10 protein-coding genes are annotated in these 13,517 nt (G+C 67.0%); 5 read left to right on the forward strand and 5 right to left on the reverse strand.

Annotated features, from left to right (window positions below):
• Window positions 1–90 precede the first annotated feature (90 nt).
• A complete protein-coding gene (purU, locus tag ACFQPB_RS04100; protein WP_382219967.1) occupies window positions 91–939 on the forward strand; it encodes a formyltetrahydrofolate deformylase in 849 nt (282 codons plus the stop codon).
• Window positions 939–1,808 (forward strand): LysR substrate-binding domain-containing protein, encoded by an 870-nt coding sequence (locus ACFQPB_RS04105; RefSeq protein WP_382219969.1) that lies wholly within the window; start codon window positions 939–941, stop codon window positions 1,806–1,808. Before purU ends, ACFQPB_RS04105 begins: the two co-directional genes overlap by 1 nt.
• Before the next feature lie 30 nt (window positions 1,809–1,838).
• Here the strand turns inward: ACFQPB_RS04105 and ACFQPB_RS04110 are convergent, their stop codons facing one another.
• On the reverse strand, window positions 1,839–2,261 hold the full coding sequence (locus ACFQPB_RS04110) for an Hsp20/alpha crystallin family protein (protein ID WP_382201225.1): 423 nt from the start codon (window positions 2,259–2,261) through the stop codon (window positions 1,839–1,841).
• Between the two features lie 161 nt (window positions 2,262–2,422).
• Between ACFQPB_RS04110 and ACFQPB_RS04115 the strand changes: the two genes are divergently transcribed.
• Window positions 2,423–3,919, forward strand: coding sequence for an FAD-linked oxidase C-terminal domain-containing protein (locus ACFQPB_RS04115; RefSeq protein ID WP_382219971.1), 1,497 nt, complete (start codon window positions 2,423–2,425; stop codon window positions 3,917–3,919).
• Between the two features lie 24 nt (window positions 3,920–3,943).
• Here the strand turns inward: ACFQPB_RS04115 and ACFQPB_RS04120 are convergent, their stop codons facing one another.
• Window positions 3,944–4,675, reverse strand: coding sequence for a M48 family metalloprotease (locus tag ACFQPB_RS04120; protein WP_382219973.1), 732 nt, complete (start codon window positions 4,673–4,675; stop codon window positions 3,944–3,946).
• A 143-nt stretch (window positions 4,676–4,818) separates the two neighbouring features.
• Here ACFQPB_RS04120 and ACFQPB_RS04125 point away from each other — a divergent pair, with 143 nt between their 5' ends.
• A complete protein-coding gene (locus ACFQPB_RS04125; protein ID WP_382219975.1) occupies window positions 4,819–6,483 on the forward strand; it encodes a sensor histidine kinase in 1,665 nt (554 codons plus the stop codon).
• A 19-nt stretch (window positions 6,484–6,502) separates the two neighbouring features.
• On the forward strand, window positions 6,503–9,862 hold the full coding sequence (locus tag ACFQPB_RS04130; RefSeq protein WP_382219977.1) for a tetratricopeptide repeat protein: 3,360 nt from the start codon (window positions 6,503–6,505) through the stop codon (window positions 9,860–9,862).
• A 2-nt stretch (window positions 9,863–9,864) separates the two neighbouring features.
• Here ACFQPB_RS04130 and ACFQPB_RS04135 read toward each other — a convergent pair whose 3' ends face one another.
• The 3 genes from ACFQPB_RS04135 to ACFQPB_RS04145 all read right to left on the reverse strand — a co-directional run bounded on the left by ACFQPB_RS04135 (window position 9,865) and on the right by ACFQPB_RS04145 (window position 13,500).
• Window positions 9,865–11,622 (reverse strand): carboxyl transferase domain-containing protein, encoded by a 1,758-nt coding sequence (locus ACFQPB_RS04135; RefSeq protein WP_382220125.1) that lies wholly within the window; start codon window positions 11,620–11,622, stop codon window positions 9,865–9,867.
• A 155-nt stretch (window positions 11,623–11,777) separates the two neighbouring features.
• A complete protein-coding gene (gene phaP / locus ACFQPB_RS04140) occupies window positions 11,778–12,308 on the reverse strand; it encodes a TIGR01841 family phasin (protein ID WP_382219979.1) in 531 nt (176 codons plus the stop codon).
• A 175-nt stretch (window positions 12,309–12,483) separates the two neighbouring features.
• Complete coding sequence (locus ACFQPB_RS04145; RefSeq protein ID WP_382219981.1) at window positions 12,484–13,500, reverse strand: metal-dependent hydrolase; 1,017 nt, start codon at window positions 13,498–13,500, stop codon at window positions 12,484–12,486.
• Window positions 13,501–13,517 lie beyond the last annotated feature (17 nt).

Genomic DNA, 13,517 nt, shown 5'->3' on the forward strand with positions numbered 1-13,517 from the left:
CTCTGCCAGTCGGCTGGCATCGCCCCCTGGGGGGTGACGCCGAAGGCGGCGCGGGGGGAACATTCCGCCACCCTGCGACAATCACGCCCCATGCAACACACCTATGTCCTCACCCTGTCCTGCCCCGACCGGCCCGGCATCGTGCACGCGGTGTCAGGGTTCCTGTTCGAGCGCGGCGGCAACATCGAAGAAGCCGCCCAGTACAACGACCACGACACCGGCCTGTTTTTCATGCGGGTGCAATTCGCCTGCGACCAGTTGAGCGAAGAAGCGCTGCGCACCCAACTGGCCCAGTTTGCCGATGGCTTCAGCATGAACTGGGGACTGCACCCCCTGAGCGCGCCCATGCGCACTGTGCTGCTGGTCAGCAAGGAAGGCCACTGCCTCAACGACCTGCTGTTCCGCTGGAAAAGTGGCCTGCTGCCGCTGGACATCCGCGCCATCATCAGCAACCACCGCGAGTTCTACCAGTTGGCGGCCAGCTACAACGTGCCCTTCCACCACATTCCGGTGACGGCGGCCACCAAGGCGCAGGCCGAAGCGAAGCAATTCGAAATCATCCAGAACGAACAGGCCGAGCTGGTGGTGCTGGCGCGCTACATGCAAATCCTGAGCGACGACCTGTGCAAAAAGCTGGCCGGCCGCGCGATCAACATCCACCACAGCTTCCTGCCCAGCTTCAAGGGCGCCAAGCCCTACTACCAGGCACACGACCGTGGCGTGAAGCTGATCGGCGCCACCGCCCACTACGTGACGGCCGACCTGGACGAAGGCCCCATCATCGAGCAGGACGTGGCCCGCGCCGACCACAGCAAAACCGTGGAAGACCTGACAGCCATGGGTCGCGACACCGAAAGCCAGGTGCTGGCGCGTGCCGTGAAATGGCACAGCGAGCACCGGGTGCTTTTGAACGGCCACAAAACGGTGATTTTCAAGTAATGGCCATCCGCATTCCGCCCATCCAGTGCCTGCTGACATTTGAGGCGCTGGCGCGCCTGCGCAGCGTGACGCAGGCGGCGGAAGAGCTGCACGTGACGCCCAGCGCGGTGAGCCACCGCGTCAAGCAGCTGGAGCAAATCCTGGGCACGCCGCTGTTTGCGCGGGCCGATTTTTCGCTCACGCCCGAAGGGGTCGAGTACCTGGCCCACGTGTGCGATGGCTTGGCCACGCTGCAAAAATTCCCCAGCAGCGCGCGCGGCAGCGGCCGGCGCAAACTGCGGGTGGCCGTCACCAGCACCTTTGCGCGCAGCATCCTGATGCCACGCCTCAAGCAGTTTGCCCAGCTGCACCCGGAAGTGGACCTGGTGCTGCATCAGGTCAGCATCCCAAAACTGGACGTGGTGGCCGAAGACGCCGACCTGACCATCCGTTTTGGTGTGGGGCGTTACACCGATGTGGAGCACGTGTGCCTGCTCAAAGACGAGGTGACCCCGCTGGCATCACCCGCCTTCATCGAAGAACATGGGCCCTTCGAGAACACCCAGGACCTGCAGGGTGTGCCTCTGTTGTGTTCGCCGCTGGAGCCCTGGCGCACCTGGTTTGCCGCCCACGAACTCGACTGGCCCGAACCCAGCGACGGCTCGCAGTTCAACGACGTGGGCCTGATGTGTGACGCCGCCGCCTACCACCTGGGTGTGGCCCTGGTGCGACTGAAATTGGGCGCGCCCTGGCTGCAAAACGGCACCCTGGTGCGCCTGTTCGACCGCAACGTGCCCAGCCCCCACGCGCACTACCTGTGCTGGCGCCCCGGCAACATGGACCGCTGGGAATGCGCGGCGTTTGCGGACTGGATCACGAAGGCCCTCTAGCCCCCACGGCCCGGCGGTGGGCCCCTCTGATCACTCCACCGCCAGCCGCTGGCTGACGCTGGCGCCCTTTTTGGGCAGCGTGAGGTTGAGGATGCCGTTGTCGTAGCGTGCCCGGGCGGTGGTGTTGTCGATGTCCACCGGCAGCTGAAAGCTGCGCGACACCGCACCGTAATACCGCTCGCTGCGCAGCAGCTTGCCGTTGTCGGTCTGGGCGTCCTGTTGTTTCACTTCGGCACGCAAGCTGACCATGTTGCCGTCGATGTGAACATGGATGTCCTCCTTGTTCACCCCCGGAATTTCGGCCGAAAGCTGGTAGGCCTCAGGCGTCTCTTTCACGTCGACACGGATCTGGGCCGGCAGCCCTTCGCCGTGCAGCGGCTTGACAAAAAAGCCGGGCGCAACGTCCTTGAAAAAGTCGTCGAGCAAGCCGGAACGGGCGATCAGTTGGTTCATGACAAACTCCTCAGTGCTTGAGTGAAAACAATGGTGATTTGCCCTGGCCAGGCGGGCATCGCTGCCCTGTACACATCAAATAGCGACGACCCAAGAAGATTTCAAGAGGCCATGGTTTTCTTCAACACCATGCGCCGCGGCCTTGGCCTAAACTGCCCGCCATGAACACCGTCGCCGACCCCGCCGCCCTTCAGGACACCGCCGCGCGCCAGCGCCAGATCGTGGCCGCCCTGCAGGCCGCCCTGCCTGCCCACGCCCTGCTGTGGCGCGACGAGGACACCACGCCCTACGAATGCGACGGTCTGACCGCCTACCGCCAGCGCCCGTTGGTGGTGGCACTGCCCGAAACCGAGGCGCAAGTGGCCGCTGTGCTCAAGGCCTGCCACGCGGTGGGCGCGCCGGTGGTGGCACGCGGCGCGGGCACCGGCCTCTCCGGCGGCGCCATGCCACACCCGCTGGGCGTCACGCTGTCGCTGGCCAAGTTCAACAAAATCGTGAAGATCGATCCGGTCTCGCGCACGGCCATCGTGCAAGCAGGCGTGCGCAACCTGGCCATCAGCGAGGCCGCCGCGCCCTTTGGCCTCTACTACGCACCCGACCCCAGCAGCCAGATCGCCTGCACCATCGGCGGCAACGTGGCCGAGAACTCCGGCGGCGTGCACTGCCTCAAGTACGGCCTCACCGTGCACAACGTGCTCAAGGTGCGCGGCTTCACCGTCGAAGGCGAACCCATTGAGTTCGGCAGCGATGCGCTGGACGTGCCCGGCTACGACCTGCTGAGCCTGCTCATCGGCAGCGAAGGCATGCTGGCCGTGACCACTGAAGTCACCGTCAAACTGGTGCCCAAACCCCAACTGGCGCGTTGCATCATGGCCAGCTTCGACGACGTGCGCAAAGCCGGCGATGCGGTGGCGGCGGTGATTGCCGCCGGCATCATCCCGGCCGGGCTGGAGATGATGGACAAACCCATGACCGCCGCCGTGGAAGACTTTGTGCACGCCGGCTACGACCTCACGGCCGAAGCCATCCTGCTGTGCGAAAGCGACGGCACGCCCGAGGAGGTGGAAGAGGAAATCGGCCGCATGAGCGATGTGCTGCGTGGCTGCGGCGCCACCGCCATTGCGGTCAGCAACAGCGAGGCCGAGCGCCTGAAGTTCTGGAGCGGGCGCAAGAACGCCTTCCCCGCCAGTGGGCGCATCAGCCCCGACTACATGTGCATGGATTCCACCATCCCGCGCAAGCGCCTGGCCGACATCCTGCTGGCGATTGCCGAGATGGAAAAGAAGTACGGCCTGCGCTGCGCCAACGTCTTCCACGCGGGTGACGGCAACCTGCACCCGCTGATCCTGTTCGACGCCAACGACCCCGACCAGCTGCACCGCTGCGAGTTGTTCGGCGCCGACATCCTGGAAACCAGCGTGGCCATGGGCGGCACCGTCACCGGCGAACACGGTGTGGGCGTGGAAAAACTCAACAGCATGTGTGTGCAGTTCAGCGCCGCCGAGAACGAACAGATGTTCGCCGTCAAACGCGCCTTCGATCCTGCCGAGTTGCTCAACCCGGGCAAGGTCATCCCCACGCTGCACCGCTGCGCCGAATACGGCAAGGAACTGGTGCGGGGCGGGCAGCTCAGGTTCGGGGATTTGCCGCGCTTCTGAGACACGCCCGGCCCAGCACAGTGCTCACTTGCCCGCAATCTCGCTCTGAATCCGCCGCGCGCGGTCGGCAGAACCGGGGTGGCTGTCCATCATGCCGGCCTTGGCGCCACCATCGAGTTGGGCCAGCTTGTTGAACGCGCTGACCAGGGCTTCGGGCTTGTACTTGTGCTTGCGCATGAAGCCCAGTGCGTACTGATCCGAGTCGGACTCTTGCGACTGCGAGAACTGCGCGTTGATGAGCTTTTCGGCCAAATCGCCAAGCTGCGATGAAGACAGCACCGCCACGGCCGCGTTGCCGCTGGCGGCTGCGGCCTGGCGCGCCGCTGAAGCCGCATAGGCCGTGCGCATGGCATTTTTGGTGTGGCCCAGCTTGACGTGGCCGATTTCGTGCCCGATGACGCCACGCAATTCGTCGTCGGTCATTTTGTCCATCAGGCCGGTGTAAACGCGGATACAACCGTTGGCCATGGCCCAGGCGTTCACGTCGGCATCTTGATAGGCCTTGAAGTTCAAATTCAGCCCATCTTCATTGCGGTGGTTGGCCGTGAGTTTGGCCAAGCGCTGGGCATGCTTGCCGCCGGCAATCCGGTTCGCCTTGTCTTGCTGCTCGCAGGCTTGGTTGGACATGCCGATCACCTCCTCATCGGTCATGGTGGCCGCCTTACCCAAGTTGGTGGCTGCACCCACCGCCGACCCGACGTCCATGGTTTTGCAAGCGGTCAAAGCCAGCACAGCCGAGGCCACGGCGCATTTCATCCCAAATTTCATCATTGTTTTTCCCTGTTGCATGTTGTGTTCACCGTTGTGTACGGCGCCAAAATCATACATTTCCCATTCATACATTTCCCATATTTGACATTTTTTCACATGCCAGCAACACGTCGGTTACAGTCTCCGCCATGAGCCTGCCCGAAGCAGCCGATCACCTGCCCGAGGACTTTTTCACCGAGCTGTTCAACGAGCCGGCGGCGGCGCTGTCGGCGGCCGAAAACGAGCGCTTGCGTGGGGCCGGGTTTCTGACCCGGGTGCTGGATCACCTGCCGGGGCTGGTGAGCTATTTCGATCACCACCTGGTGTGCCACTACGCCAACCACGCGCAGCTGCGCCACCTGCCGCACCCGGCCGACAGCGCGGTGGGCCTGGCGGTGCAGCAGGTGTTTGTGCCCGAGCTGCTGGAGGCCATGCTGCCCGGGCTGGCACAGGCCTTGCGCGGCGTGCCACAGGCCTTTGAGGCGCGTGTGGGCCATGCCCAACGTGGCCACTGGGTGGCCAGCGGGCAACTGGTGCCCGATGTGGACGGTGATCGCGTGCTGGGGCTGTACTGCCACATCGCCGACATCAGCGCAGAACGCCTGCCCGATGCCCCGGCGGCACCGCTCACGCCGCCCACGCAGACCCTGGGCGAGCACCTCTCGGATGGCGAACGCCGCCTGCGCCTGATGCTGGATGGGCTGCGCGACCACGCCGTGTATTTTCTGGACACCGAGGGCCGCGTGAGCGAATGGACATCCAGTGCCGAGCGGCTGCTGGGCCACCCCGCCCACGATGTGTTGGGCACCGACGCGCGCCGCTTCGACGCCCCCGATGTGCGCGAGGACGAACGCCTGGACGCCGAGCTGGCGCTGGAGCGGGCCGCGCTGTTTGGGCAATTCGAAAGCACGGGCTGGCGACAGCGCCAGGATGGCAGCCGCTTCTGGGGCCACACGGTGTTGACCGCGCTGCGTGGCGCCGATGGCGAACCCTTGGGTTTTTCGGCCCTCACACGCGACATGACCGAGGTGCGCCGCCTGCAGGAATTGCTCCAGGACCTGAACCAGACCCTGGAGGTGCGCGTGCAGGATCGCACCCGTCAGTTGCTGGAAGCCAACCGCGATCTCGAATCGTTTTCCAGTTCGGTCTCACACGACTTGCGCGCGCCGCTGCGCCACATCACGAGCTTCATCGCCATCCTGCAAGAGCACCTGGCAGAGCAGGCCGACGACACCACCCGCAAACACCTCAACACCATTGCAGACGCCGCCCAGCGCATGGGCGCGCTCATCGAAGGCCTGCTGGCCTTTTCGAGGCTGGGCCTGGCACCGCTGCAAAAGCGCGAAGTGGGCATGGCCACCCAGGTCAGCGCCAGCATCAACCGCCTGACCCACGACATCGGCGCCCAGCAGGTGGACTGGACCGTCGCACCCGATTTGCCTGCGGTGCTGGGCGACCCGCTGCTGATCAGCCAGGTGTGGGACAACCTGCTGAGCAACGCGCTGAAGTACTCGCGCCAGCGCGAGCGCTCGGTGGTGCAGGTGGGCTGGCACCCCGATGCGGAGCGGGGCTGTGTGTACTGGGTGCGCGACAACGGTGTGGGCTTCGAGCCCCGGCAGGCGCACCGGCTGTTTGGTGTGTTCCAGCGCCTGCACCGCGCCAGCGAGTTCGAAGGCACCGGCATTGGCCTGGCCTTGTGCCGCCGCATCCTGGAGCGCCATGGCGGCCACATCTGGGCCGAAAGCACGCCCGGCGAAGGCAGTTGTTTTTACTTCGCACTCCCGCCCGGCGGCGGCGCTTGCCTGCCGCCCTGAGCTGACCTATCGTTGGGCCATGCGCCACAAACACACCCCCTGGCTGGTTGCGGTTTTCTGGGGCGGCATGGGCAGCGCGTGGGCGCAGCCAGCGGCCGAAATCGTCAGCCTCAGCGGCCAAGGCGAGAGCCGGCCCGCCGCCAGCAGCCCCTGGCAAGCGGCGCAGTTGCGCCAGACGCTGGACACCGGCGCCGACATGCGCACCTTGGCGCAGTCGTCGGCTGCTTTGCTGCTGGCCGACCGCACCCAGCTGCGCCTGGGGCCGCTGTCGCTGTTGCGGCTGAACCCGCAGCCCCAGGGCAAAACAGCGCTCGAACTCAGCGTGGGCCGGCTGTGGTCGCGCACCAAACGCGAACCGGCGGACCTGGAGCTGCGCACACCCGCCGCCGTGGCCGCCGTGCGGGGCACCGACTGGGACGTGGAAGTGGATGCCGATGGCCGCACCTTGCTCACGGTGTTGTCCGGCCAAATCGACGTGAGCAACCCACAAGGCTCGGTGGTGGTGGGCGCGTCCGAGCAGGCCGAAGTGCGGCCCGGCCAGGCGCCCATCAAACGCATGCTGGTGCGCCCGCGCGAACGCGTGCAATGGGTGGCGGCGTGGCCAGTGGCGGCCACGCGCTACCGCGAATTCCGCACCACGCCCCTTGACCCGGCGCTGGCCGCCATCGCACAGACGCTGGCGGGCGCCGACCTTGCCCGCGCCCGCGCCCTGATCGACACCCGCTTACGCGAACCCGGTGCCCCCGAGGTGTTGCACCTGTTGCGGGCCGACCTGCTGGCCCAGTCCGGCGACCCGGCCGCTGCGGCAGCCCTGCTGGGCCAGCGCTGGGACCAACACGCCGAAGGCCGCGTGGCCGCGCGCCGCGCCGAGCTGCTGCTGGCACTGGACGACACCGACGGCGCCGCAAGCTTGCTCGACCAAGCGCTGCAGCGCCATCCCAACGCCCCCGAACTGCTGGCCACACAAGCCGAGCTGCTGCGCCTGCAAGGCCGGGGCGACGACGCGTTGACGCGCTACCGGCAAGCGGTGGACCAGGTGCCCGCCGACGATGCCCCACTGCGTGCACAACTGCTGGCCCGTTGGGGCAGCGCGCTCGGTGAGCGCGGCGACCTCACCCAGGCCCTGCAACTGCTGGCGCAAGCCGACCAAGAACACCCAAACCACCCGCCGGTGATGGGCGAACGGGCCACCGCGCTGGCCGAAGCCTGGCAACTGACGCCGGCACGCGCGCTGCTGGAACGCGCCCTGCAACACACCGGCGACGACTACCTGAGCCTGGCCAGCGCCGGCCAGGTGGCACTGCGGGCGGGCGATGCAGAACAGGCACGACAGGATTTGCTCAAGGCAACGCTGATCGAGCCGCGCCACGCCCGCGCCCAGGTCTGGCTGGCGGTGGCCGAACTGCAACTGGGCCATGTGAACGCGGCGTTGGATTCGCTGGCGCGTGCCAGCCTGGCCGACCCGTTGGACCCCCTGCCCTGGCAGATGCGGGCCATCGTGCTCAACGACCAGGGTCGCCCGGCCGAGGCCATTGCCGCATCGCGCGAAGCGCTGGTGCGCCTGCCTTACCTCAAATCGCTCAACGCCCTGGCCACCGACAGCCAGGGATCGACCAACCTGGGCAAGGCGCTGGGCGACTTTGGCCTGGAACATTGGGCACGCGCCTATGCCCAGGCGTCGTACTACCCGCTGTGGGGCGGCAGCCACTTCTTCCTGGCCGACCGCGCCGAAAATGACCACGACCGCAAGTCCGAGCTGTTCCAGGGCTACCTGACCGACCCGCTGGCGCTCGGTGCGTCAGAAAAGTTGCCGCCGCTGATGCTGCAACCTCAGCAACAGGTGTCCATGGCGGGCAGCGTGGGGCAAGAAGGCCTGCGGCACACACTCACCACCGATCTGAGCTGGCGTGGCCTGACGCTGGCGCCATCGCCCACCGCGTGGCTGTTGCGCACGTCCGACGTCGAGTACCGGCCGCGCGAGGGCCCGGCCGCCACCCAATACCGCCTCAGTTCCCCGGGGCTGGACTTGGCAGTGGGCATGCGCCCCACCGAGCGCCTGGCGCTGTTTGTGCTGGCCAACACCACGCCCCTGCGTTACCAGTTCGACGCGCCCCTGGACTTGGGCAACGGCGTCAGTTTTGGCGAGGTGGCGCGCAACCGCGCCCAACGGCTGGATGCCGGCCTGTCGTGGCGCTGGGGCAGCCACGCCCAGACCTGGTTCAAGCTGCATGGGGCTCACAGCCGCTCGGCGCTGACGCTCGACGACATGCAGTGGGGCCCGCAGGACTACCGTTTCCACTCGCGTGAACATGGGCAGTTTCTGCGCCACACCCACCTCTTCGGGTCACACCGCCTGAGCCTGGGCTGGGAGGCGGTGCGGCAGACCGTGCACAGCAACATCAGCGACCCGCTGGTGGCCAGCCCACGCACGAACACCGCCGACTACCACATGCCCTGGGTGGCCGGCGAGTGGCGCAGCGGCCCCTGGAGCCTGGCGCTGGAGGCCTACTGGCCACGCCTGCGCTTCTCACAACTCGACCGCTTCACCGACAGCCTCACCAACGAAGACCTTGTGAGCCCACAGTCGCAGGCCTACCGGGCGCCCTCCAAGGCACTGCCCCGCGCCGGCCTGAGCTACCGCTGGGGCGCGGCGCGCGCCTTGCACTGGGCGCACCAGCAGCACATCAGGGCACCGGGCACGCACACGCTGTCCCCCACCCAGACGGGTGGCATCGCACTGGACAACACCCACACCCTGCCCGGCAGCCACGCCCGGCGCAACGTGCTGCAGCTCGACTGGGAAATCGATGGTGCGACCTTCCTGGGCCTGCGCGCACAAGACCTGCAGGTGCGCAACGCCACCAACAGCGCCGGTCGGCTGTACGCACAAGACGCCGGCGCCATGCTCGATGCCGTCACCTCCATCGCGCCGGTGCGGTTGAACTCACAAACCACGCTGTCCCACCATGAGGGCAACGCGCTGTTTGCCAGCGGCGATCTCCGCGAATGGTCGGCCAGCATCAATCGGGTGCTGTCACCACGCTGGAGCCTGTTGGGCAGCTACATCCATACCCAAGCCCGCAACACCGCACCCGGCCGGGAGGGTCTGCAACTGCCCGACTTCGCCCGCCACACGGTGCTCGCACAAACCACCTACGCACTGGGCCCACGCCATTTCGCCCTGTTGCGCGCCACGTGGCGCGGCACACGCTGGGCCGATGCCGACAACACCCTCCAAAGGCCAGCGGGCTGGGGCGCGGCGGTGGCGTGGGGCTGGGAATCGGCCGACCGGCGCTGGAGCCTGGTGGCGGCCGCTCTCGGTCTGGCCAGAAAAGACACCGACCCGAGCTACTGGCTGCTGGTGCGCTGGCGCCCCTGAATTCAGCGCGCGCCCAAAGCGCGCTCCACCCAGCGGCGCGTGTCGGCCGGGTCGATCACCGCGTCGATCTCCAGCGTGGCGGCCATGTTTGTGGCGCTGCCGGCCGCGTACTGCTGGGCCAGCAGTTGCTCAAACAAGGCCTCGCGCGCTGGCCCTTCGGGCACCCCCTCCAACTCTTTGCGAAAACCCAGGCGCACCGCGCCCTCCAAGCCCATGGCCCCAAACTCACCGGTGGGCCAGGCCACAGTGAAAACGGGTGCGTGAAAACCCCCGGCCGTCAGGCCCATGGCGCCCAGACCGTAGCCTTTGCGCAGCACCACCGCCAGGTAGGGCACACGCAGGCGAGCGGTCTGGTTGAACAAATCGCCCACCCGGCGCACCAGGCCGGTGGCTTCGGCATCGGGGCCGACCATGAAGCCGGGGGTGTCCACCAGGCTCACAACGGGCAGGCCATGGGTGTCGCACAGGCGCAAGAAGCGGGTGAGTTTTTCGGCCGCATCGGCATCCACCGCACCGCCCAGGTGCTGAGGGTTGCTGGCCACCACACCCACCGGCCTGCCGGCCACACGCGCCAGCGCGGTGTGCAGGCTGCGGCCGTAGCCCTCGCGCAGCCACAACACCGAGCCAACATCGGCCAGGCCCGTCACAGCAGCACGGCTGTCGTAGGCGCGCAAGCGGTTTTCAGGCACCACATCGCGCAGGGCCTGTGGATCCGGCGCCTCGCCGGCCGGCTGCATCCCTTGAAAGTACGACAAGGCCTGGCGCGCGACGGCGGCGGCCTGGACCTCGTCGTCTACCAACACGTCGATCACGCCGTTGGCGTGCTGCACATCGCTGGGTCCGATCTGGTCGGGCTTGAACACGCCCAGGCCCCCGCCTTCCACCATGGCCGGGCCGCCCATGCCGATGTTGCTCGCGCGGGTGGCGATCACGATGTCGCAACAACCCAGCAGGGCCGCGTTGCCCGCAAAACAGCGCCCGCCGGTGGCGCCGATCAGCGGCACCTGGCCACTCAAACGCGCCAACGCCGCAAAGGTGCCCACGTGCAGGCCGGCGACGATGGGCATGTCCACGTCGCCCGGCCGGCCACCACCCCCTTCGGCCCACAGCAGCACCGGCAGCTTTTGCGCCAGCGCCACACCCAGCAGGCGGTCGGTCTTCTGGTGGTTACGCATGCCCTGGGTGCCGGCCAGCACGGTGGCGTCGTAGGCCATCACCACGGCCGACGCTGCGCCCACTTGGCCAATGCCACCCACCAAACCGTCGGCCGGGGTGTTCTTCTGCAAATCGGCGTCACTGCGGCGGCTGCGCTGGGCGGCCACCGCGAGGGCGCCGTATTCGATGAAACTGTCGGGCTCGCACACGCTGGCGATGAACTCGCGCGCACTGCGCTGCCCCAGGCCGTGGCGTTTGGCCATGGCCTCGGGGCGGGCGGCGTCCAACGTGAAGGCGTGGCGGTCCAGCACCGCCTGCAGATCGGGGCGCGGGCCGGTGTCTGGCTGGGTGGCGGCACCAGTTTGTGCAGAATTGGCTGCCAGGTTGTCGGCCAGCGTCGCTGGCGCGGCACGCATCAAAAGCTCGCCCTCCTGCACCGTTTCACCTTCGGCCAGCAAGATGTCCGTCACCCGCACCGCGCCTTCGGCCCGCAGCTCGTGTTCCATCTTCATGGCTTCGAGAATCACCAGAGGCTGGCCGGCGGCCACCGTGTCACCGGGTTTGACCAGCCAGGACACGAGTTGGGCTTGCAAGGGGGCGCGCAGTTCGATCATGCGCGGGATTGTGTGGCGCGGCCCGCCCGTGGCGCGTCGGGGAGGCGACAGCCCACGCGTCGCCGCACGAAAAAAAAGCCGCACCCCTTTCAGGATGCGGCTTCTTCAACCTTGGAATGCACAGCGCCGCGAGCGGCGCTTCACGCTCACTTGGCCTTGGCGGCCTTGGTGGCGGTGGCGGTCACGGCCTTGAAGTTGGACTCGGCCACTTCGGTGGCTTGTTTCACCACTTTTTGCACTTGCTCGAAAGCGCTGTTGGCGCCGGTCATGGCGTTCTTGAGGGCGGCCACGGCGGCTTCGCCACCTTGGGGCACGTTCTTCACAGCGGCTTCCACGGCCGAAGCGAACTGCTTCTGGGCGCTGGCGGTCTGGGCTTCGGCGGCCTGGGTGAACTCGGCGTTGGCGCCAGCGGCGATGTCGTACAGGTGGCGGCCGTAGGCAGCCGACTTCTCGGCCAGGGGCTGCACAAAGCCGGTCTGAACCTTCAGGAATTCCTGTGCGTCCTTGGCAGACAGCAGGCTCTTGGTGTACTCGGCGCTGTCGGCCAGCAGGGCCTTGGAGGCTTGCAGGTTCAGCTCGATCACTTTTTCAGCGCTTTCCACGGCCTTGGCACCAAAACCAAACAGGGTGTTCAGTTGGGCTTGTTGGGCGGCGGCGATTTGTTCAACGGTCAGCATGGTGTTTTCCTTCAAAAGGGGTTGAGGGTGTTGCTTCGCGTTCATCGCCGGGGATTCGGCTTTGCTGCACTGCAACATGACTCGAAGTATAGGGATACCCCTAGGCACATGCAAGCGTTTTTTGCTGCAGTGCAGCAAATGAATTAGGGGGTGGACTCCAAACCATGGCCCGTCCTCAGCGGGGCGGCGGCAACACCTGGCCCTGGATACGGGCCCACAACCAGGGCAACGCCCGGTCCACGTCGGGGCGCCCACCGCGCGGCAGCGCGGGCTGGGGATCAGGCGCGGGGCCAGCCGCCGGCCCGATGTCGAAGGTGAAACTGAAGGTGGGTGTCTGGCCCATGCGCAGGTCGCTCACGTGCGCGCGGCCATCCACAGCGTGCATGGCCACCAGGCCTTTGGCAAAGGTGTTCAGACGCTGGAAGGCCGGGTCGCGCGCGTACGCGGCCAGCAACGCAGGACCACGGTCAAACACGTCCCACTGCGGCTCGGGCCCGGTGTCGAGCAGCGAATAAAAACCCTCGTGGTAGTGCGTGGGCGTGGTGGCCACCACCCGCCACAACACGGTGTTGAAGGCGGTGGGCGTGACCAGCAGCGCCTGCGCCTGAATGCCTTGGCGCGCCAGCGAGGCCTGGGCAATGGATGTGACGTGCTGCTGCGCCGCCACACCCCAGGCCAGGTAGGCGGTGCTCAATGCCAAGCCCCAGGCATTGGCACGCAAGGCGCCCACCGGCCGCCGACGCGCCAGCCCCAAGGCCACCAGCACGCCCACCAACAGCGGCAGGGTGTAGAGCGGGTCGATGATGAAGATGCTGCCCACGCCAAACGGGTGGTTGCTGAACGGCAGCGCGAGTTGGGTGCCATACACCGTCATGGTGTCCAGCAGGGGGTGGGTGACGAGCACCAGCCAGGCCGCCAGCCACCAGCACCGCCAATGTGCCCACTCGCCATGCAAGCGCGCAATGGCCGCGCCCACCAGCGGCGCCAGCAGCGTGAGCCAGAACAAGGCGTGCGTTTCGGCACGGTGCAACACCATGTTGAGCAGGGCGTCGCCGTGGTCGATGACCACGTCCAGATCGGGCAGCGTGCCCAGCACGGCGCCCCAGGCGGCCGATTTCCACACGGCGGTGCGCCGGCCCATCACCGCCACACCCACAGCGGCGCCCAGCGCCAGTTGAGACAAGGAATCCATGCGCCGATCTTCTCAGG

It is taken from the genome of Hydrogenophaga atypica, from assembly GCF_042665215.1.
Taxonomy (GTDB): Bacteria; Pseudomonadota; Gammaproteobacteria; order Burkholderiales; family Burkholderiaceae_C; genus Hydrogenophaga; species Hydrogenophaga defluvii_A.